Annotated in this window: 18 protein-coding genes; 15 read left to right on the top strand and 3 right to left on the bottom strand. The window is 72.8% G+C overall.

Annotated features, from left to right (window positions below; all coding sequences use genetic code 11):
- The first annotated feature begins 17 nt into the window (after positions 1–17).
- From rpoD to AAC134_RS13545, 9 genes are all read left to right on the top strand, one after another.
- Positions 18–2039 (top strand): RNA polymerase sigma factor RpoD, encoded by a 2022-nt coding sequence (gene rpoD, locus AAC134_RS13585; RefSeq protein ID WP_339949638.1) that lies wholly within the window; start codon positions 18–20, stop codon positions 2037–2039.
- Positions 2040–2393: 354 nt separating this feature from the next.
- Positions 2394–3512, top strand: a complete 1119-nt coding sequence (locus AAC134_RS13580) for a hypothetical protein (RefSeq protein WP_339949637.1) — start codon at positions 2394–2396, stop codon at positions 3510–3512.
- Positions 3513–3783: 271 nt separating this feature from the next.
- Positions 3784–4521, top strand: coding sequence for a hypothetical protein (locus AAC134_RS13575; RefSeq protein ID WP_339949636.1), 738 nt, complete (start codon positions 3784–3786; stop codon positions 4519–4521).
- A gap of 62 nt (positions 4522–4583) precedes the next feature.
- Positions 4584–5813 (top strand): crosslink repair DNA glycosylase YcaQ family protein, encoded by a 1230-nt coding sequence (locus AAC134_RS13570; protein ID WP_339949635.1) that lies wholly within the window; start codon positions 4584–4586, stop codon positions 5811–5813.
- 128 nt (positions 5814–5941) lie between these two features.
- The gene (locus AAC134_RS13565) at positions 5942–6265 is read left to right on the top strand and encodes a TraR/DksA family transcriptional regulator (RefSeq protein WP_339949634.1); all 324 of its coding nucleotides are present in this window, start codon (positions 5942–5944) and stop codon (positions 6263–6265) included.
- 84 nt (positions 6266–6349) lie between these two features.
- A complete protein-coding gene (locus tag AAC134_RS13560) occupies positions 6350–7486 on the top strand; it encodes a PA0069 family radical SAM protein (protein WP_339949633.1) in 1137 nt (378 codons plus the stop codon).
- A 156-nt stretch (positions 7487–7642) separates the two neighbouring features.
- Entirely contained in the window at positions 7643–8287 is a 645-nt protein-coding gene (locus AAC134_RS13555) for a ribonuclease HII (RefSeq protein WP_339949632.1), read from the top strand.
- An 80-nt stretch (positions 8288–8367) separates the two neighbouring features.
- Positions 8368–9555, top strand: coding sequence for a site-specific DNA-methyltransferase (locus AAC134_RS13550; RefSeq protein ID WP_339949631.1), 1188 nt, complete (start codon positions 8368–8370; stop codon positions 9553–9555).
- Positions 9556–9933: 378 nt separating this feature from the next.
- Positions 9934–10335 (top strand): DUF805 domain-containing protein, encoded by a 402-nt coding sequence (locus AAC134_RS13545; protein WP_339949630.1) that lies wholly within the window; start codon positions 9934–9936, stop codon positions 10333–10335.
- Between the two features lie 61 nt (positions 10336–10396).
- On the opposite strand, the gene mutY is transcribed toward AAC134_RS13545, so the two are convergent.
- Positions 10397–11470: an A/G-specific adenine glycosylase gene (gene mutY, locus AAC134_RS13540; RefSeq protein ID WP_339949629.1), complete on the bottom strand. Its 1074-nt coding sequence runs from the start codon at positions 11468–11470 to the stop codon at positions 10397–10399.
- Positions 11471–11821: 351 nt separating this feature from the next.
- Between mutY and AAC134_RS13535 the strand changes: the two genes are divergently transcribed.
- The 6 genes from AAC134_RS13535 (at position 11822) to pgeF (ending at position 20183) form a co-directional block, all read left to right on the top strand.
- Positions 11822–12529 carry a DUF721 domain-containing protein gene (locus AAC134_RS13535; protein WP_339949628.1) on the top strand — a complete coding sequence of 236 codons (708 nt, stop codon included), beginning with the start codon at positions 11822–11824 and terminating at the stop codon, positions 12527–12529.
- A gap of 186 nt (positions 12530–12715) precedes the next feature.
- Positions 12716–13333 carry a DsbA family protein gene (locus tag AAC134_RS13530; RefSeq protein ID WP_339949627.1) on the top strand — a complete coding sequence of 206 codons (618 nt, stop codon included), beginning with the start codon at positions 12716–12718 and terminating at the stop codon, positions 13331–13333.
- A gap of 245 nt (positions 13334–13578) precedes the next feature.
- The gene (locus AAC134_RS13525) at positions 13579–17037 is read left to right on the top strand and encodes an AAA family ATPase (protein WP_339949626.1); all 3459 of its coding nucleotides are present in this window, start codon (positions 13579–13581) and stop codon (positions 17035–17037) included.
- 185 nt (positions 17038–17222) lie between these two features.
- Positions 17223–18095 carry a prolipoprotein diacylglyceryl transferase gene (gene lgt, locus AAC134_RS13520; protein ID WP_339949625.1) on the top strand — a complete coding sequence of 291 codons (873 nt, stop codon included), beginning with the start codon at positions 17223–17225 and terminating at the stop codon, positions 18093–18095.
- A gap of 56 nt (positions 18096–18151) precedes the next feature.
- Complete coding sequence (locus AAC134_RS13515) at positions 18152–19237, top strand: SAM-dependent methyltransferase (protein ID WP_339949656.1); 1086 nt, start codon at positions 18152–18154, stop codon at positions 19235–19237.
- A 160-nt stretch (positions 19238–19397) separates the two neighbouring features.
- The gene (gene pgeF, locus AAC134_RS13510) at positions 19398–20183 is read left to right on the top strand and encodes a peptidoglycan editing factor PgeF (protein ID WP_339949624.1); all 786 of its coding nucleotides are present in this window, start codon (positions 19398–19400) and stop codon (positions 20181–20183) included.
- On the opposite strand, the gene AAC134_RS13505 is transcribed toward pgeF, so the two are convergent.
- Both AAC134_RS13505 and AAC134_RS13500 read right to left on the bottom strand, forming a co-directional pair.
- A complete protein-coding gene (locus tag AAC134_RS13505; protein ID WP_339949623.1) occupies positions 20164–20946 on the bottom strand; it encodes a metallophosphoesterase family protein in 783 nt (260 codons plus the stop codon). The two genes, pgeF and AAC134_RS13505, sit on opposite strands and share 20 nt — an antisense overlap.
- Positions 20947–21007: 61 nt before the next feature.
- Positions 21008–21502 (bottom strand): Lrp/AsnC family transcriptional regulator, encoded by a 495-nt coding sequence (locus AAC134_RS13500; RefSeq protein ID WP_339949622.1) that lies wholly within the window; start codon positions 21500–21502, stop codon positions 21008–21010.
- Between the last annotated feature and the right edge of the window lie 7 nt (positions 21503–21509).

Genomic DNA, 21509 nt, shown 5'->3' with positions numbered 1-21509 from the left:
CGCCCTGGAGGATTTGAATGGCTGCGAAAGACGTCGACGACTCCAAGGAAGAGGAACAGGCCGAAAGCGCGGGGCCGATGCTCGACATGAGCCAGGCCGCGGTCAAGAAGATGATCGCCGCCGCCAAGGCCAAGGGCTTCATCACTTACGAGGAGCTCAACCGCGTTCTTCCGCCTGAGCAGGTCAGTTCGGAACAGATCGAAGACGTGATGTCCCTTCTCTCGGAGATGGGGGTCAATGTCGTCGAGGAGGAGGAGACCGAGGCCGAAGAGGCCAAGGAGGAATCCAAGGAGGTCGTTCCGGCCCAGACCCAGAGCGAGAGCCTCGACCGCACCGACGACCCGGTGCGCATGTACCTGCGTGAGATGGGCTCGGTCGAGCTGCTCTCGCGCGAGGGCGAGATCGCCATCGCCAAGCGCATCGAGGCCGGCCGCGGCACGATGATCTCGGGCCTGTGCGAAAGCCCGCTGACCTTCCAGGCGATCACCATCTGGCGGGACGAGCTGGTCGAGGAGCGGATCATGCTCCGCGACGTCATCGACCTCGAGACCACCTTCGGCGCCTCGATGGACGAGGAAGCCGAGGAGGTGATCGCCGAGGCCGAGGGCGAGGAAGTGGTCGCCGAGGTCCAGGCCGGCCCCGAGGCCGCCGCCCAGGCCGGCGCGCCCGAAGCCGCCAAGTCGGTCTCGGACACCGACGACGAGGAGGAGGACACCGAGTCCTCCCCGCGCGGCGGCGACGATGACGACGACGAGGAGGAGCAGGCGAACCTGTCGCTCGCCGCGATGGAAGCGGCGCTGAAGCCCGACGTGCTCGCCAAGCTCGACCGCATCGCCGAGGACTACGTGCGCCTGCGCGAGATGCAGACCTCGCGCATCGGCGCCGCGCTCTCGGAGACCAAGCACTTCTCGGCCCACGAGGAGCTGGAGTACCAGCGCCTGCGCTCCGAGATCGTGATCCTGGTCAACGAGCTGCACTTCCACAACAACCGCATCGAGGCGCTGGTCGACCAGCTCTACGGCATCAACCGCCGCCTGATGACGCTGGAAGGCCAGCTGGTGAAGATGGCCGACCTCGCGCGGGTCGACCGGCGCGAGTTCATCCAGGAATACCGCGACAGCGAGCTCGACCCGATGTGGGTCGAGCGCGTGGGCAAGCTCAAGGGCAAGGGCTGGGCGGCGTTCTCCGAGAAATACGGCGTGCGCGTCGAGGAAGTGCGCGGCGAGATCGGTCAGATCGGCCAGCACGTCGGCGTCGACATCCCCGAGTTCCGCCGCATCGTCCAGACCGTCCAGAAGGGCGAGAAGGAAGCGCGGCAGGCCAAGAAGGAGATGGTCGAGGCGAACCTGCGTCTCGTGATCTCCATCGCCAAGAAGTACACGAACCGCGGCCTGCAGTTCCTGGACCTGATCCAGGAGGGCAACATCGGCCTGATGAAGGCGGTGGACAAGTTCGAGTACCGGCGCGGCTACAAGTTCTCGACCTACGCCACCTGGTGGATCCGCCAGGCGATCACCCGCTCGATCGCCGACCAGGCGCGCACCATCCGCATCCCCGTGCACATGATCGAGACCATCAACAAGCTGGTCCGCACGGGTCGCCAGATGCTCCACGAGATCGGCCGCGAGCCGACCCCCGAGGAGCTGGCGGCGAAACTCCAGATGCCGCTGGAGAAGGTGCGCAAGGTGATGAAGATCGCCAAGGAGCCGATCTCCCTCGAGACGCCGATCGGCGACGAGGAAGACAGCCAGCTCGGCGATTTCATCGAGGACAAGAACGCGGTCCTGCCGCTCGACAGCGCGATCCAGGCGAACCTCAAGGACACCACCACCCGGGTCCTGGCGAGCCTCACCCCGCGCGAGGAGCGCGTGCTGCGCATGCGCTTCGGCATCGGCATGAACACCGACCACACCCTCGAAGAGGTCGGCCAGCAGTTCTCGGTCACCCGCGAGCGCATCCGCCAGATCGAGGCGAAGGCGCTGCGCAAGCTCAAGCATCCCAGCCGCTCGCGCCGGCTGCGCAGCTTCCTCGACAGCTGATCCTCGTCCCCCGGGGCGACGACAGGGGCCGGCGGATCCTTCCGCCGGCCCTTTGCGTTGCGCCGCGGCCGCGCCCCGCAGGGCTTCCAACCTGTGGCGACGCCTTGTTTTGCGCACGCCCATGAACCCGGTTTGACGGCCATGTCCGGTTTGCTTGACGCGACGTCTTTCCGGGCGCGACGATCTCCTCCTGAGGAAACGCCCGCGCCGGTGTGGCGATGCGGATGAGCCCGGGCGCATGTCCGGGCCCGCCTGCGCGCCTGCGCGCGTTCATGGGGAAGGGGCCCGCGCCGACGTCGTCTCGGCCGCGAGGCCAGCCGTTCGCGCGTGCGGGCGGCGGGGTGGAGAAGACCGATGGCTTTCATTCTGGCGACCAACACGACCGTGCAGATCACGCTGTCCGACAACGACCGGCTCTATGTTCCGCGCGACGTCACGGTCGCGGTGGGGACGCAGGCGGCGGTGGTCGGCGACCTGATCGACGACAACGCTCACGAAGTGATGGTCGACGGCGCCCTCGTCTCGGGCGGCGGCAACGCGATCATCCTGGGCGACGATGGCGCGGGGCTCGGCAGCAACCGCCTGGTGATCGGCGAGACGGGCGTGGTCCGCTCGCTCAACGTGCCGGGAAACTCCGCGATCTACATGATCGGGACGGACTCGATCCTGCAGAACGCAGGCGAGGTCACCGGGACCTGGGGCGCCTATCTCCAGGACTGGGACGACGGCGCGATCCTCAACACCGGCCTCCTGCAGGGCATGCAGCAGGAGGGGCTGGCGGCCATCAACGCGCTGAACCTCAACCTGACCAACACCGGCCAGATCCTCGGCGCCGATGACGCGCTCTCGGGCAATGAGGCGGACTTCGACCGGCTGTTCAACACCGGCGAGATCCTGGGCGGCGCCGAGGGCGTCGGGATCTCGATCTTCTCGACCGGGGAGGGCTCGCTGATCGTCAACCGGGGGCTGATCGCGGGTGGCGAGGCGGCGATGCAGCTCTCGGACCTCGACGACGTGGTGCGCAACCGCGGGGACATGGACGGCGACGTGCGGCTGGGCGACGGCGCGGACGTCTATAACGGCGGGCGGCGCAGCGAGGTCGACGGGCGCATCGAAGGCGAGGGCGGCGACGACGTGCTCAAGGGCGGCGCGGCCGACGAGCTGATCTTCGGCGGCGACGGCGCGGACGAGATCCACGGCCGCAAGGGCGACGACGAGATGATCGGGGGGGCCGAGGCCGACGTCTTCGTCATCTCGCTGCGCAACGGCGACGACCGGATCCGCGATCTGGCGCCGGGCGAGGACGAGGTCGACCTCTCGGCCTTCGACCTGAACTGGAAGCCGCTGAAGAAGAAGATGATGGAGGACACCGACCTCGGCATCCTGATCGACCTCGAGGACAAGCGCGGCGGCACGGTGCTGCTCGAGGGGCTCGAGATATCGGAGATATCGAAGGGCGACTTCATCCTCTGAGGGCGCAGGCCCCGCAGGCGCGCGCCCCGCCGCCCGGACACGGGCGACGGGGCGTCTTCATGTGCGCGACAGGCGTTCGGTGTTATGAACGTTACGTCAACTTTGGCAAGCCGAACTTCCGGTGGAGGCCGACATGAAGTTTTTTATCGCAATTTTCGCGACCCTTGGGCTGGCGCTGGCCGCCGCCGCGCAGACCCCGACCCCGACGCCAACCTGCCCGGACACGCACGTGCCCTGCGGCGGCGCTTGCTGCGCGAAGTGAGGGCGGACCATGCCCGGAACCTGGAGCGTCCGTCTCGCCCTGGTGGCGGCCTTGCTGGCGGGCGCGTATCTCTACCACGTCGTCACCAACATCTCGAAACCTGACATCATCGCCTATTTCGACCTCGATCGCGGCGCCTCGGGGGCCGCGTTCGCAGTGGCCGGCGACCTGGTGGCGGTGTCGCCCGACGGGCTGCGGGTCGAGTCGATCTGCGGGCTGGAGGTGACGCAGTCCCTGCGCCGCCAGGCCCGGATCGACGCGATCTATGTCAACGACCTGGGGCGGGAGCTGCCGACCTTCACCAAGTTCTGGACCTGGGTCGGCACCCTGGGCGCGGCGGAGGCGGAGCCCTCGCCCCCCGACCAGATCGCCTTCCGCGGCGCCTACGAAGAGCTGTCCTCGGCTTCGGCCATCGCGGGCTTCGTGACTCCGGCGTGCACCTGCGAGATGGCCGCGCGGATCAGCCGGCGGGAAAAGATCTGCACCACGCTCGCCACCCTGTCCGAGCGGCACGAGGGGGACGCGGACGCGCGGGTGATCGCGATCCGCTTCGCACGGGCGGCGAATTTCGTGCCCCAGTCGAGCTTCGAGGCCTGCGGGCTGGAATACACCGCCGCCGCCGCCTCGGCCGCGACCGCCACCTGCGAGGAGCAGGACCGTCTGCCCTGGGACGTGACCCTGCGCCGTCTGCTGCGGGTGATCGAGGAGCGGCCCAACGCGCGCGTCGCCGAGGCGGCCGCCGACTGATCGCAGGCCGGGGGCGCGGGTTTCGGGTTGACCGGGGCCCCCGGCGGCGGCTGGATGCGGCGATGACCGAGCCTGCCCGCCTGCGCCTGTCGAACCCCGACGCCCGCCGCCTGTTCCTGCATCGCCACGCCCTCTGCGACTCCGGGCCGGAGACGCCGGGCAAGGCCGGGCTGATGGCGCTGATCCGGCGTCTGGGCTTCGTGCAGGTGGACTCGATCGCCACCGTCGAACGGGCGCACCACATGATCCTGTCGGCGCGCCGCCGCTCCTACCGTCCCGCGCAGCTCGCGCCCCTGCTGGAGCGGGACCGGGCGCTGTTCGAGCACTGGACCCATGACGCCTCGCTGATCCCTTCGGAGTTCTTCCCCCACTGGCGTCCCCGCTTCGCGCGCGACCGCGAGCGTCTGGCCGGGGCCTATCGCAGCTGGCAGGGCGACTTCGCCCACCGTTTCGACGACGTGCTGGAGCATATCCGCCGCCACGGCCCCGCCCAGGCCCGCGAGATGGCGACCGAGGACGAGACGCGCACCGGCGAGATGTGGTCCTGGACCCCCTCCAAGACCGCCGTCGAGTTCCTGTGGCGCTGCGGCGAGCTGGCGGTCTGTTCGCGCTCGGGCTTCCAGAAGCGCTTCGATCTGGCCGAGCGGGTGATCCCGCCCGAGCATTTCGACCCCCACCCCAGCCGCGAGGACACCGTCGACTGGGCCTGCCGTGGGGCGCTGGATCGCTTGGGCTTCGCCACCTCGGGCGAGATCGCGGCCTTCTGGGCCACGGTGACCCCGACCGAGGCCAGGGACTGGTGCGCCGCCCGCCTGGCCGCAGGCGAGATCGAGGAGGTCGAGATCGAGGGCGTCGCCGGCCCGCCGCGGCGCGCCTACGCCTGGCCCGGCCTCGACGAGGCCGCCGCCGCGGCGCCGCCCGCTCCGGGACGGCTGCGGGTGCTCTCGCCCTTCGACCCGGCCCTGCGCGACCGCAAGCGGGCCGAGCGCCTGTTCGGCTTCTTCTACCGGATCGAGATCTACGTGCCCGCCCCGAAGCGCCGCTGGGGCTACTACGTGTTCCCGCTGCTCGAGGGGGACCGCCTGGTCGGGCGCATCGACATGAAACGCCGCGCGGGACGGCTGGAGGTCTCGGCCCTGTGGCCCGAGGCGGGCGTCGCCTTCGGCAAGGGCCGGCTGGCGCGGCTCGAGGCCGAACTGACCCGCGTCGCCCGGTTTTCGGGGTGCGAGGACGTGGCGTTTCTCGACGGCTGGCTGCGTCCGCCCGGACACCCTCCCGACCCGGCTGGCTGAGGCGTGGGCCGTGCGACGCGCTCGCGGCTTGACCCCGATCAAGGTCCTGCGCCCGAGATCGGCCTAGAAGCGCCGCAGGCCGGCCCTGCTTGGGGGAGGCGGCCTGGCAATCAGGGAGACCCCGCGCGATGATCGACGCGCCGCATTTCAAGAGCATGCTCGAGACGCGCCTCGCGGAGCTGGAGTCGCGGCTGCACAGGATCGAGGCCGATCTCGATGCGCCCGCGAATCCCGACCTGGAGGACCGCGCGAGCGAGCGGGGCGCCGACGAGGTGCTCGAGGGGCTCGGCGCCACGGGTCTCGCCGAGATCCGCCAGATCCGCGCGGCCCTCGACCGGATCGACCAGGGGACCTACGGCGAGTGCCTGACCTGCGGCGAAGAGATCGACGTTCGCCGCCTCGAGCTTGCGCCCCACGCCGCCCAGTGCATGGCCTGCGCCAGCCGGGCCTGAGCGCCGGGGCTGCGCTTCGCCCGATGATGTTCTTGTAATGTTCCGGGGTTCGCGCCATCCTGCCGGGCAGGAGGCGCGAGTCCCATGGAAGATCTCTTCGACCCGTTCGATGCAACCGACCGCGGCGGCTGCGGCTTTGCCGAGCGGGCGCCCGTGGACCCGGCCCGCCGGCGCGGCCGGGGCGCGGTCAGCAACCGCGTGGGCCGCTTTGAACGCGAGAGCCGCGCCCCGGCCGACGACGGCTGGGCGCGCGAGGACGAGGCGACGCCCCTGCGCACCGAGGTGCTGGTGGACCGCTCGCGCCGGGTGATCGCGCGCAACACCTCCCCCGATCTGCCCTTCGACCGCTCGATCAACCCCTACCGGGGCTGCGAGCATGGCTGCGTCTACTGCTTCGCCCGACCGACGCACGCCTATCTGGGGATGTCGCCGGGGCTGGATTTCGAGACCCGGATCATGATCAAGCCCGACGCGCCCGAGCGGCTGGCCGAGGAACTGCGCGCGCCCGGGTATGAGTGTCGGCCCATCGCCATGGGGACCAACACCGACCCCTACCAGCCGCTCGAGGGGGACAAGCGCGTGACGCGGCGCATCCTTGAAGTGCTGCGCGCCCATCGCCACCCGGTGACCATCGTGACCAAGGGCGCAGGCGTGACGCGGGATCTCGACATCCTGGGCGAGATGGGGCGGCAGGGGCTTGCGCGGGTGCATCTGTCGGTGACCACGCTCGACCATCGCCTCAGCCGCTCGCTCGAGCCGCGGGCGGCGAGCCCCCAGGCCCGGCTGCGCGCGGTCGCGGCGCTGGCGAAGGCGGGGGTGCCGACGGGGGTGATGGCGGCCCCCGTGATCCCGGCGCTGACCGACCACGAGCTGGAGCGGATCCTGGAGGCCGCGGCGCGCGCCGGGGCGCGCTCGGCCAGCTACATCGTGCTGCGGCTGCCCGCGGAGGTGCGGGACCTGTTCGTGGAGTGGCTCGAGGAGCATCGCCCCGACGCCGCCGAGCGGGTGATGGGCCGGGTGCGGGAGATCCATGGCGGGCGCGACTATGACTCGGCCTTCGGGCGGCGGATGACGGGGCAGGGAGTCTGGGCCGACCTCCTGCGTCGACGCTTCGGGGGGGCGGCGCGGCGCCTGGGCCTCGATCGGGAGATGCCGGCCCTGCGCTGCGACCTGTTCCGCAGGCCCGAGCGCCCGGGGGATCAGCTGGCGCTCGACGTCTGAGGCGGGCTCCGCCGCCGCGCGCCCCGCCGGCAGGTCGGCCCCACCCGCCCACCCTGCCGCCCTGCCGGCGGGCCGCGCGGCGGCGGGGCGTGGCGCCGGGGGGTGACCTCGCCGGCGTCGGGGGGCATTGTCCGCGCTCACCGCCGCGGAGGAGCCATGCCCAGGATCATCGCCGACCACAGTTTCGAGACGGCCGCGCGGGCGCGCCTGGGTCCCGCCGCCCGGGTCTGCGGGGTGGACGAGGCGGGGCGCGGGCCCTGGGCGGGGCCGGTGCATGCGGGGGCGGTGATCCTCGATCCCGCCGCGATCCCGCCGGGCCTGGCCGATTCCAAGGCGCTGAGCGCGAAACGGCGGGAGGCGCTGTCTGCGGCCTTGTTGGGGTGCGCCGTCTGCGGGGTCGGCGTCGCCTCGGTCGCCGAGATCGACGCGCTGGGCCTGGGACCGGCGGCGGATCTGGCGATGACCCGGGCGATCGCGGCGCTGGGGGTGGCGCCGGACTGGGCGATCGTCGACGGGCGGCGCCTGCCGCGGGGCCTGGTCCCGCCCGGCGAGTGGCTGGTGAAGGGCGACGCGCGCTGCCTGTCGGTCGCCGCGGCCTCGATCCTGGCCAAGGTGGCGCGGGACGCGGAAATGGACCGCCTGGCCCTCGATCACCCCGGATACGGGTGGGAGACGAACCGCGGATATGGGACCGCGGGGCACCTGGGCGCCCTCAAGCGCTTGGGGGTGACCCCACATCATCGGCGTTCCTTCAGGCCGATACACAACATCTTGCTTGAAGAGTCGCGCACAACCTCCTGATTCAAAAGAATATTGACCCCGATTCGCGTTTCCCGCATACCTGATTCGCACCAAGGGTACGAAACAGAGGGGGTCGCGCGATGTCGGCCGAGACCAGCCAGACCGCCGCGCCGAGCCGCGCGAAGATCGTCCGCACCGCCGCCGCCGCGGCCCGCCCGCGCAAGGCGCCGCGCGCCCGCGTGGTGGGCGCCCAGTCGCTGCCGCTGAACCAGATCCTGTCGGGCGACTGCGTCGAGCGGATGAACGCCATGCCCGAGGGCTCGGTCGACATGATCTTCGCCGATCCGCCCTACAACCTGCAGCTTCGCGGCGACCTGCACCGGCCCGACAACTCGAAGGTCGACGCGGTCGACGACGCCTGGGACCGGTTCGACGGGTTCGCGGCCTACGACCGCTTCTCGCGCGCCTGGCTGAAGGCCGCGCGCCGGGTGCTGAAGCCGGGCGGGACGATGTGGGTGATCGGCAGCTATCACAACATCTTCCGCGTCGGCGCCGCGCTGCAGGACGAAGGGTTCTGGGTGCTGAACGACATCATCTGGCGCAAGTCGAACCCGATGCCCAACTTCCGCGGCCGGCGCTTCACCAACGCCCACGAGACGCTGATCTGGGCGGCGCGCGACGAGGGCGGCAAGTACACCTTCAACTACGAGGCGCTGAAGTCGCTCAACGATGGCGTGCAGATGCGCTCGGACTGGGTGCTGCCGATCTGCTCCGGGGGCGAGCGGCTGAAGGACGACGCCGGACGCAAGGCGCACCCGACCCAGAAGCCCGAGGCGCTGCTGCACCGCATCATCCTGGGCGCCAGCCAGCCGGGCGACGTGATCCTGGATCCGTTCTTCGGCTCTGGCACCACCGGGGCCGCCGCGCGACGGCTGGGCCGCGCCTGGATCGGGATCGAGCGCGAGGAGGCCTATCGCACGGCCGCCGCCAAGCGCATCGCCGCGGTGCAGCCCTATGACATGGAGGCGCTGCAGACCGCGCGCTCGCGTCGCGCCGCCCCGCGGATCCCCTTCGGCCAGGTGGTCGAGCGGGGGATGCTGCGTCCGGGCCAGGTGCTGAGCTCGGCCGACGGGCGCCGCCAGGCCAAGCTGCGCGCGGACGCGACGCTGTCGGCTGACGGGACCACCGGTTCGATCCACCAGGTCGGCGCCGCGGTGCAGGGGGCCCCAAGCTGCAACGGCTGGACCTTCTGGCACTTCGAGAAGGACGGCGCGTTGGTGCCGATCGACTGGCTGCGCCAGCAGATCCAGGCCGAAGCAGAAGGCTGAGGCCGCGCGCGAGGTCAGCCTCCGCCCGATTTTGACACAGGGCCCCGGGACGCGTTTCCGGGGCCCTGTTTCATGGGCTCGCGCGGGCGGGGCGTCGCGGGGCGGGCGACTCGTCCCTCTCGCCCCGAGGCCGGGCAGGGCCGCGCGCCAGGGGCGCCGGACCTCAGGGAGACGCTGCGCGTCGCCCGGCTGGCGACAACCGAACGGCGAAACTTCGTATCATCCGCAACCGCTGCAAGGCGTGACAATTCAACCGGTTAAGTTCTTGTTGCGGCGCCGCATCGAAATATGGCAAATTTCTGGCACGTAAGGTTGCCTCCCCCCGTCTCGCGTGTACCCGGGAGGCTTGTCCGCGTCGTCATCAATCGGTGCAACGTCATGAAGTTCTCCTACGCCGTCTCCAATGTGCTCGCCAACTTCGCCGAGTTCCGCGGCAGGGCCGGACTTGCGGAATTCTGGTGGTGGTGCCTGTTCGCGCTGCTCGTGCAGCTGGCCATGGTGGTGCTGGACAACACGCTCAGCGCGATGGTCCTGGGTTTCCCGATGTTCTCGCAGCGCTCGGGCCATCCGTTGACGCTGCTGGTCGGGCTGGTGCTGGCGCCTCCGACGCTCGCGGTCGCGGCCCGGCGGCTTCACGACGTGGGCCGCTCGGGCTGGCTGCTGCTGGTCGGCTTCGTGCCGGTGGTCGGCAACCTCTACCTGCTGTGGGCGCTGTCGCGCCCGACCTCGACGCGGTCCAACCGCTACGGCTCCTCGGTCCACGGGCTGCAGCGGACCTGATCGCCGCGGGGCGCGGGACGGGTCCCGACGCCCCGGCGAGAGCCGTCCGATCCTCCGCCGCTCAAGCCTCCAGCGCCGAGAGGCCGAGCAGGAGCGCCTTCTTCATCACGGTGGGCAGACGATCGGCCTGCGCGCGGGCCCGAGGGACAAAGGCCCCGCGCACAGGCCGGGACTCCTCCGCTGTCCTGGCCACCATGATGTCCAGGATCAGTTGGAAATGGGTGAAGACGTGGCGGGCCTGCGAGGGGATGCGTCTCCAATCTGCGGAAAGCGGCGCGGCCTCGGCGACCTCCCGATCGGAGGGCGGGGACTCGCCCGCTCCGCGAAGGTCCCAGCCGGTGCCGGGCAGGCCGGGCATGCCCCCCAGCAGCCCCGTCTCGGGCCGGGTCTCGAGCAACAGCGCGCCCGAGGGCGAGACCGCCACGAAGACCGTGCCGCGCCGCGTCGGCTTGGCGGCCTTGGGCGCCTTGCGGGGCAGGGTGTCGGCGATGCCGGCGGCCCGCGCGGCGCAGGGATCGCGCAGCGGGCACAGCACGCAGGCCGGCGAGCGGGGCGTGCAGATCGTGGCGCCGAGGTCCATCATCGCCTGGGCATGGTCGCCGGGACGCGTCATTGGCGTCAGCCGGGCGGTCAGGACGCGAAGCTCGGGCTTTGAGGCGGGCAGCGGCGTCTCGACGGCGAAAAGGCGCGAGACCACCCGCTCGACGTTGCCGTCCATCACCGCGGCGGGCCGGTCGAAGGCGATGGCCGCGACCGCCGCGGCGGTGTAGGGGCCGAGGCCCGGAAGCTCGCGCAGCGCATCCTCGCGATCGGGAAAGCGGCCGCCGTGGTCCTCGGCCACCGCGCGGGCGCAGCGCAACAGGTTGCGGGCGCGGGCGTAGTAGCCAAGCCCCGCCCAGGCCGCCATCACCTCCGCGTCCGGAGCGGCGGCGAGGTCCGCGACCGTCGGCCAGGTCTGGGTGAAGCGCAGGAAATAGGGCGCGGCGTGGGGGACGGTGGTCTGCTGGAGCATGATCTCCGACAGCCACACCCTGTAGGGATCGGGCAGGACGCCCGCCGCCCGCTGATCCGGCGGCACGCGCCAGGGCAGGGTGCGGGCGTGGCGGTCGTACCAGGCGAGCAAGGCGGCTGACATCGCCGCATCCTGCGGCGCCTGGGGACCGGGCGCGGGAGCCTCGGCCTTTGGCCGGCGGCCGCGGCGCGGCGCGGGCGCAGCCTCGGCCGGCGTCTCCGGGATCGCCCTCTTCGGCGTCGTCTTCGGGGCCATTTTCGGGGTCATTTTCTGGGCCGGATCCTCGGCGGGCGTTGTCTCGGCCGGCGTGGCGCGCGAGGGGCGGGCCGGGCGGCGGGGGCCCGCGGGACGGGCCGGCGCGGCGGGACGGCGCACGCCGCTCATCCCTCCCGCCCGGGGGGCGAGGCGACGCGGCCCCTAGGCAGGGCGCCGCGAAGCGGGCAGGCTGACGGGGACGGGGCAGGGAGCGTGGACATGGGCGACACCCTCGACAAGGACGGCGGCGGAGGCAAGCGGCCAGGGGCCGGCGGCCGCCGCGTGCGGCGTCCGGGCGCGCGCTCGGGCCCGATGGGCGGGGTGCGCCCTGCCGCGGCCGCGCCCGCCAAGGCGTCCGGCGCGGGTCAGGCGCCGGCCGATGCGCCGATCAAGGAGGCCGCCGCGCCCAAGGCCCGCAAGGCCCCCCCGCCCAAGCGGCGCGAAATGGGCTTCCTGCAGGTGGGCGCCCTGACCTCGGCCCCCGTGCGCGAGGTCTCGGCCCGCCGCGGCTTCGCCGAAACCAGGATCCTGACCGACTGGGTCGCCATCGCGGGCGAGTCGCTCTCGGCTCACTGCCGCCCGTTGAAGATCGGCTACTCCGGCGCCTCCTTCGGCGCGACCCTTTACCTCGAGGTCGAGGGCGCCCGCGCCGCCGAGGTCGAGATGCAGGGCCCCAAGATCATCGAGCGGGTGAACGCCCACTACGGCTACCGCGCCGTGTCGCGGGTGCGCATCCAGCAGGCCGGCCGCCTGTCCTCGGCCGCCCGCGACGCCCAGCCCGGCATGGCCGAGACCGGCGCCCCTTTTGCCCGCGCGCCCCACGGCCTCCCCCCGCCGGAAGTGGCCGAGGTCGAGGACGAGGGGCTGCGCGCCGCCCTCTCGCGTCTTGGCCAGCGGGTGCGGGCGGGGCCCGCCGGGAGGCGCTGAGCCCGGCCCCGGTCCGCCCCGCCGGCCCCATTTTCGAGCCCGCTTTCGAGCCCGCTTTCGAGATCGTGATTCCACGGCCTGCGCGGGGATTTGAGCCTGCGCCCCCGTCGCGCTATGACCTCCCCCAGTCCCTCCTCCGTCCCGAGGCGGGGGAGATGGTTCGAAGGTCGACAGGAAAGGCCGCCGATGAAACGCATCCTTCTCTCCGTCGCCGCTGCGGCGGCGCTCGCGCTCACCTCTCTCGCGACCTCCGCCCAGGCGCAGGACGACGTCGAGATCACCGAGGGCGGCGTGCTGCTGGGCGTGCAGATCGAGGGCGATCCCGACGCCCCGGTGCATGTGATCGAGTACGCCTCGCTGACCTGCCCCCACTGCGCGCAGTTCCAGACCGACATCTTCCCGGAGCTGAAGAAGGACTACATCGACACCGGCAAGATCACCTATGAGCTGCGCGAGGCCTATTTCGACCGCTTCGGCCTGATGGCCGCGATCGTGGCGCGCTGCGGCGGGCCGGACCGCTACTTCGGCTTCATCGACCTGTTCCTGTCGCGCCAGTCGCGCTGGGCGCGCGCCGACGACATCCCCGCCGAGCTCGCCAAGATGGGTCGCCAGGGCGGTCTGACCGAGGAGCAGGTCAACGCCTGCCTGAGCGACTCCACCGCCGAGCGCGCCCTGGTCGAGATGTATCGCGACTATCGCGAGGACCCGCGCTTCACCGGCACCCCGACGCTGATCGTGGGCGACGAGAAGGTCGAGAACCCGACCTGGGAGAACCTGAAGGCCGCGATCGACGCGGAGCTCTAATCGCAGGGGGCTGATCGCACGACCCTGAACGCCCGGCCCGAAGCCGCAGGCGAGACATCACGGCGGACGCCCGAACACGGCGTCCGCCATTCGCGTTCCGGATGAGGTCTTCCCATATCTAGGGGCGCTTTGGCTCGGCCCTCCCATATGCAGCGGTCCGCGGCTTGACCTTGAGGGCCACAGCCCGCAGGCTTCCACGGATCGGCCGGGCGCGACTCGGCGCCCTTCGGACCCCGACCGACCCAATGCACTTCACCCGGCTGCGCCTTCAGGGCTTCAAGAGCTTCGTGGACCCGACCGAGCTGGTCATCGCCCCCGGGCTGACCGGCGTGGTGGGGCCCAACGGCTGCGGCAAGTCCAACCTGCTCGAGGCGCTGCGCTGGGTGATGGGGGAGACCTCGGCCAAGGCGATGCGCGGCGGCGAGATGGAGGACGTGATCTTCGCCGGCGCCTCGACCCGCCCCGCGCGCAGCTACGCCGAGGTCGCGATCCGCATCGACAATGTCGAGCGCACCGCGCCCGCCGAGTTCAACCACGCCGACGACCTCGAGATCTCCCGCCGCATCACCCGCGACGCCGGCTCCGCCTATCGGCTGAACGGCAAGGAGCTGCGCGCCCGCGACGTGAAGATGCTGTTCGCGGATGCGTCCACCGGCGCGCATTCCCCCGCGCTGGTGCGCCAGGGCCGGATCTCGGAGCTGATCAACGCCAAGCCCACGGCCCGCCGCGCGATCCTCGAGGAGGCGGCGGGCATCGGCGGCCTCTACCAGCGCCGCCATGAGGCGGAGCTGAAGCTGCGCGCGGCCGAGGACAATCTCGCCCGCGTCTCCGACGTGCTCGACAAGCTGGGCGAGCAGCTTGGCCAGCTCCAGCGCCAGGCCCGGCAGGCCGCCCGCTACCGCGAGATCGCCGCCGACCTGCGCCGGGCCGAGGGGATGCTGCTGTGGCTGCGCTGGCGCGAGGCCGGGGACGAGGAAGCCGAGGCCCAGCGCCGGCTGGCCGAGGCGACCGGTCTCGCCGCCCGCGCCCAGACCGAGGCCGCGGCCCGCGCCGCCGCCCGCGCCGAGGCCGACGCGGCGCTGCCGGCCCTGCGCGAGGAAGACGCGGTGGCCGCCGCCATCCTGCAACGCGCGCTCGTGGAACGCGACCAGGTCGACGAGCGCCTGCGCCAGGCCGCCTCGGACATCGCGCGGCTGGAGGCCCGCGCCGTGCAGCTCAACCGCGACCTGGAGCGCGAGAGCTCGCTGGGCCGCGACGCGGACGAGAGCGTCGAGAAACTCGACTGGGAGGAAGCCCAGCTTCGCGAGCAGCAGGACGGCCAGGCAGACCGGCTGGCGGAGGCGGCGGAGGCCTCCCGCGCCTCGACCGTGGCGGTGGAGCACGAGGAAACCGAGCTCGACCGCCTGACCGGCGACGCCGCGCGCCTCGCGGCCCGCCACCAGTCCGCCGCCCGCCGGATGGAGGAGGCTCGCGGCCAGCGCGCCAAGGCCGAGGCCGAGCTGCTGCGCGCCGAGCAGGGGCTCGCCGCCGAGGCCGAGGCCGCCGCCCGCGCCGAGGAGGCGCTCGAGGCCGCCGGATCCGGCGCCGAGGCCGCCCGAGAGGCCGCCGAGGTTGCCGAGGAAGCCCTCGCCGCCGCCGAGACCGAGCGCGGCGAGGCCCAGCAGGCCGAGTCCGAAACCCGCGCCGCCGCCTCCTCCGCCCAGGCCGAGGCGGGCGCGGTGAAGGCCGAGGCCGACGCGCTCGACCGGCTGCTCGCGCGCGACAAGGGCGCCGAGGGCCAGATGCTCGACCGCGTCGAGGTGGCGCCCGGCTACGAACCGGCGCTTGGCGCGGCGCTCGGCGACGACCTGCGCGCGCCCGAGGTGGACGAAGCCGGCGCCGGCTGGCGCCCGCTGCCCGACTATGCGGGCGCCCCGGACCCGCTGCCCGAGGGCGCGACGCCGCTCGCCGCCCATGTCGCCGCGCCGGCCGCGCTGTCGCGCCGGATCGCGCGCATCGGCCTGGTGGCGGACCCGGCCGAGGGCCACCGCCTGCAGGCCTCGCTGCGCCCGGGCCAGCGGCTGGTCACCGCGCAGGGCGACCTGTGGCGCTGGGACGGCTACCGCGCCTCGGCCGCCGACGCGCCCTCGGCCGCCGCCCTGCGGCTGCAGCAGCGCAACCGGCTCGCCGCCCTGCGAGAGCAGCTGGAGGCGGCCGAGGAGGTCCTTGCCGCCGCCCGCGAGGCGCAGGAGGAGGCGCGCGCCCGCCTCGCCGCCGCCACCCAGGCCGACGCCGCCGCCCGCGCCGCCCGCCGCCAGGCCGACGGGGCGCTGGCCGAGGCCGAAAAGACCCTGACCCGCGCCGAGGGCGAGCTGGATCTGCGCCGCTCGCGCCACTCCGCGCTCGCCGACAGCCTGGAAGCCCGCCGCGCCGAGGCCGAATCCGCCCAGGAGGCTCTGGTCGAGGCCGAGGAGACGCAGGCGGAACTGGAGGACCTCGACGAGGCCCGCGCCGCCGCCGAGGCCGCCAAGACGGTCGTGGCCGACGCCCGCGCCGCGATGCTCGCCGCCCGCTCCGCCGAGCAGGAGCGCCGGCGGGAGGGCGAGGCCCGCGAGAAGCGCCTCGCCGACATCGGCAAGGAGCGCGCCGGCTGGCATCGCCGCAAGGAGACCGCCGGGCAGCGGATCTCGGAGCTGGAGATCCGCATCGAGGACACGGTCGACGAGCTGGGCCGCGCCCGCGAAACCCCCGGCGAACTTGAGCGGCGGCGCTTCGAGCTGATGGAGTCGATCTCGAAGGCCGAGATCCGCTGCAAGAATTCCGGCGACGCGCTCTCGACCGCCGAGGCCGCGCTGCGGGCCGCCGACGCCGCCCAGCGCGAGGCCGAGCGCGCCGCCTCCGAAGCCCGCGAGGCCCGGGCCCGGGTCGAGGCGCTGGCCGAGGCCGCCGCCGCGCGGGTCGCCGAGGCCGCCGAGCGCATCGAGGAGGAGACCGAGGCCCCTCCCGAGGCGCTGGCCGAGAAGCTGGAACTCGACGCCGAGACCTGCCCGCCCGCCGGCGACGTCGAGATCGACATCGTCAACCTGCGCCGCAAGCGCGACGCGCTGGGCGCGGTGAACCTGCGCGCCGAGGAGGACGCCAAGGAGCTGGCCGGCGAGAAGGACACGCTCGACGCCGAGAAGATCGACCTCGAGGAGGCCATCGCCAAGCTGCGCCAGGGCGTCGCCAGCCTGAATTCGGAGGGGCGCAAGCGCCTGCTGGCGGCCTTCGAGGAGGTGAACGAGAACTTCACCCAGCTATTCACCCGCCTGTTTGGCGGCGGCACGGCCAACCTGGTGTTGGTGGAATCGGACGATCCGCTGGACGCGGGGCTCGAGATCATGTGCATGCCGCCGGGCAAGAAGCTCTCGACCCTGTCGCTGCTCTCGGGCGGGGAGCAGACGCTGACGGCGCTGTCGCTGATCTTCGCGGTGTTCCTGGCCAACCCCTCGCCGATCTGCGTGCTCGACGAGGTGGACGCGCCGCTGGACGACGCGAACGTGACGCGCTTCTGCGATCTGCTCGACGAGATGCGCCAGCGCACCGCCACGCGCTTCCTGTGCATCACCCACCACGCGGTGACCATGGCCCGCATGGACCGCCTGTTCGGCGTGACCATGGCCGAGCAGGGCGTCAGCCAGCTGGTCTCGGTCGATCTCGAGCGGGCCGAGGCGCTGGTCGGCTGAGGGTTTTCGCGCGGGTTGCGCCGGCGCGCGGGGCCGTGATGGCGGGCCTGGCGAGAACCGCGCGTGGCGAGGGGGAAGCGCCAGGGGCAGGGCGCTCGCGCCGGCGCGAGCCGCGCAGGCTGGCCATCCCGCCTCCCCTTTGCCAGAAAGGCGCCGCGGGCGACTCCCGGCCCGTCGGAGGTTCCATGCTCGCCATCCCGTTCCCCAACATCGACCCGGCGATCTTCACCCTGTCGCTGGGCGATTTCAGCTTCTCGCTGCGCTGGTACGCGCTGGCCTACATCGTGGGGCTGGTGCTGGGCTGGCGCTACGTGGCCTGGATGATGAAGCGGCCGGCCCTGTGGCGGGGAGAGCCGCCGATGGCGCCGGCCGAGGCCGAGGAGCTGCTGACCTGGATGGTCGTGGGCGTGATCCTGGGCGGGCGGCTGGGCTTCGTGCTGTTCTACCAGCCGGGCTACTACCTCGCGAACCCGGCCCAGATCCCCGCGATCTGGAACGGGGGCATGTCCTTCCACGGCGGCTTCGTGGGCGTGATCGCGGGGATCGTGGCCTGGAGCCGCGCGCGCGGGCGCCCGATGATGGAGGTCGGCGACGCGGTGGCCTGCGCCGCGCCCATCGGCCTGCTGCTGGGGCGGGTCGCCAACTTCATCAACGCCGAGCTCTGGGGCCGGACCTCGGACCTGCCCTGGGCGGTGATCTTTCCCAATGGCGGGCCCGAGCCGCGCCACCCCTCGCAGCTCTATGAGGCGGCGCTGGAGGGGGCTCTGCTGTTCGTCGTGATGTGGGCGCTGGCGACGCGGCGCGGCTGGCTGAAGACGCCGGGCGCGATGATCGGCGTGTTCCTGGTGGGCTACGGGCTTGCGCGCTGCCTCGTCGAGCTTGTGCGCCAGCCCGACGCCTTCCTGCAGACCGAGGCCAATCCGCTGGGCCTCGCCTGGCAATGGGGCGCGACCTCGGGGCTGACCATGGGGCAGATCCTGTCGGTCCCGATGATCGCGATCGGGATTGCGGTGCTGGCGGCCGCGCGCCGTGGCCGCTGGGCGCGCGAGGCGGCGTGAGCGGCGAGAGCCCCCTCGCCCCGATCCTGCGCCGGCGCATCGTCCAGGGCGGGCCGATGCCGCTGGCGGAGTACATGGCGCTGTGCCTCGCCCACCCGCGGCACGGCTACTACACCACCCGCGATCCGCTGGGGGCGGGCGGGGATTTCACCACCGCGCCCGAGATCAGCCAGATGTTCGGCGAGCTGCTGGGCCTGTGGATCGCCCAGGCCTGGGTCGACATGGGCGCGCCTCGCGGCGCGGTGCTGGCCGAGCTGGGCCCTGGGCGCGGCACGCTGATGGCCGACGCGCTGCGCGCCGCGGGCAGGGCGCCGGGCTTCGCCGAGGCGGTCTCGCCCTGGCTGGTCGAGATCTCGCCGACCCTTCGCGCGCGTCAGGCGCGCGCGCTGGAGGGGCGCGGCGCGCAGTGGGCCGAGCGGGTCGAGGATCTCCCCGAGGGCCCGCTGCTGCTGCTGGCCAACGAGTTCTTCGACGCGCTGCCGATCCGCCAGCTGGTTCGCGCCGGCGGGCGCTGGCGGGAACGGGCGGTGCGGCTCGACGGGCAGGGGCGCCTTGTCTTCGGCCTCGGCGCCGTCGTGCCGTGGCAGGCCGACGAGCCCGACGGCGCGGTGGTCGAGACCTGCCCGGCGGGCGAGGCGGTCGCGGCCTGGATCGGCGCGCGGCTCGCCGCGCAGGGGGGCGCGGCGCTGATCGTCGACTATGGCTATGCTGCCCGGGCCCCGGGCGGCGCGGACACCTTCCAGGCCATGCGCGGGCATGCCTATGCCGATCCGCTGGCCGCGCCGGGGCAGGCGGACCTGACCGCGCATGTCGACTTTGCGGCGCTGGCGCGCGCGGCGGAGGCGGCGGGGGCCGCGGCCTGGCCGGTGGCGGGGCAGGGGCTGTTCCTCGAGCAACTGGGGATCACGGCGCGCGCGCAGACGCTGGCCCGCGCCGCCGCGCGCCCCGCCCCGGCCGGCGGTTCCCGCCCACCCACCCCACCGCCGACCGAGACGGGGCGCGCGGCGGCGGTGACGGCCGAAGACCCGGTCGAGGCCATCGTCTCCGCCCATCGTCGCCTCACCCACCCCGAGGAGATGGGGACGCTGTTCAAGGTCCTCGCGCTGACCGGGCCGGGCCAGCCGCGGCCGCCGGGGGTGTGAGGGGCGCCTCCGCTCCGCCCTCCCGGCCAGCGCCCGCGCCCCGGGCCGGCGGCGGCGGGGCGGGCGGGTGGGGCCGACGCCGGCGCGGGGCGCGGGCGCGGTTGACCGGCGGACGGGAATCGCGGCGCTTGGGCCGAGACGACGAAACGGGAGACAGGCCATGGATGGCATCGAGACGCTGACCAGCCGCGACCTCGGCGACGTGCGCCATGGCTTCTTCACCCGGCGCGGCGGCGCCTCGGGCGGCATCTACGGGGGCGAGCCGCAGGGCGGGTTGAACGCCGGCGCAGGCTCGAAGGACGACGCGGCTGCGGTCGCCGAGAACAAGGCCCGCATCGCCGCGGCCATGGGCGTCGCGCCCGACCGGCTCCTGTTCCTGCACCAGGTCCACTCCGACCGCGCCCTGTCCGTCACCGGCCCCTGGGCCGAGGCCGACGACCGCCGCGCCGACGCCATGGCCACGGCCGAGCCGGACCTGGCGCTCGCGGTCCTCTCGGCCGACTGCGCCCCGGTCCTGTTTCACGACCCGGAGGCCCGCGTCATCGGCGCCGCGCACGCCGGCTGGCGCGGCGCGCTGGGCGGCGTTCTGGAAGCGACCCTCGAGGCCATGGAAACCCTGGGCGCCGCACGCGCGCGCATCCGCGCCGCCGTGGGCCCCTGCATCTCCCAGGCCGCCTATGAGGTCGGGCCCGAGTTCCTCGACGCGTTCACCATCGACGACCCCGAGGCGCAGCGCTTCTTCTCGGGCGGGCCCAACGGACGCCCGATGTTCGACCTGCCCGGCTACGCCCTGCGGCGCCTGCGCGAGGCCGGCGTGGCCGAGGCCGCCTGGACCGGCCACTGCACGTATCGCGACGAGGCGCGCTTCTACTCCAACCGGCGCGCGGTGCACCGGGGGGAGGGGGACTACGGCCGCCTCGCCTCGGTCATCGTGCTGACGGGCTGAGGGGCGCGCCGCGCAGCCAGCCCGTCGCCACCGCCCGCGCCCAGCCCTCGCGTCCCGCGGCGCGCGCGATCCCGGCCATGCGGGCGGGATCGTAGGGAACCTGGCGGAAGCTCGTCGCCCAGGCCTCTCCCCGACGCTCGGCCACCGCGTAGCTCGCCAGCGGCGTGCCGGTCTGGACCACGTGGGGAAAAGGCTCGACATCCTCGTAGCCGGGGCAGCCGACCGAGCCGGGGTTCACGATCACCCGCCCGTCGGGCAGATCCACCCGGCGGGGCAGGTGAGTATGCGCGCACAGCGCCAGCCCCGCATCGACCCCGAGCGCGGCCCGCGCGATCCCGGCCAGGCCCCGGAACGCGACGTCGCCGGCGGGCGTCACCGTCTCGAGCCAGTATTCCAGGTCGTCGCGCGGCGTGCCGTGGCAGGCGAACACGTCCCCGACGCGGCGGGTGGCGGGCAGCGCGGTCAGCCAGGCCAGCTGCGCGTCAGTCAGATCCTCGCGCGCGAACCGGTCCGAGGGGTTCATGTTCTCGCCCCCCGCCGCGACCCAGCGGTCATGGTTGCCCCGGATCGAGACCATGCCCGCGCGCGCCATCGTCAGCTCCAGCGTCTCGCGCGGGGCCATCGGGCCGCTGACATGGTCGCCCAGGTTGAAGATCGAGCGCAGGCCCAGCGCGTCGATATCGGCCAGCACCGCGGCCAGCGCGTCGGCATTGCCGTGCACATCCGCGATCACGGCGAAGCGGTCGAGGTCGAAGTCGGTCATCGCGAGCGCCCGGGCGCGCGGGCGAGGGACAGGACGCGAGGGCGCCCGGAACGGAGCCGGCTCAATCCTCGGCCCGCGCTTCCATCACGTCGAAGGGCACGCCCGGCTCCCACTTGGTCTCGCGGATCACCAGCGAGGTCTTCACCGAGGCCACGTTGGGCGCCGAGACCAGGTCGCCGGTCAGGAACCTCTGGAAGGTCGACAGATCCGGCGCCACGCACTTCAGGATGAAGTCGATTTCGCCGTTCAGCATGTGACATTCGCGCACAAGCGGCCACGAACGCACGCGTTCTTCAAATTCGTTCAGGTCCCGTTCCGCCTGGTTGCGCAGGGATATCATTGCGAATACCGCGACTTCGAACCCCAGCGCCCGAGAATCGACCCGCGCATGATAGCCTTCGATGAACCCCGTCTCCTCCAGCGCCCGGACCCTGCGCAGGCAGGGCGGGGCCGAGATGCCGACCCGGCGCGAGAGCTCGACGTTGGTCATGCGGCCGTCGCCCTGAAGCTCTGCGAGGATCTTGCGGTCGATCGGGTCCAGCTTTGCGGGGGGCATTCGGGTT

It is taken from the genome of uncultured Albimonas sp. (assembly GCF_963977235.1).
Taxonomy (GTDB): Bacteria; Pseudomonadota; Alphaproteobacteria; order Rhodobacterales; family Rhodobacteraceae; genus Albimonas.
Note: the sequence above shows the minus strand (reverse complement) of the source record. Positions and strands in the feature narration are given on the sequence as shown.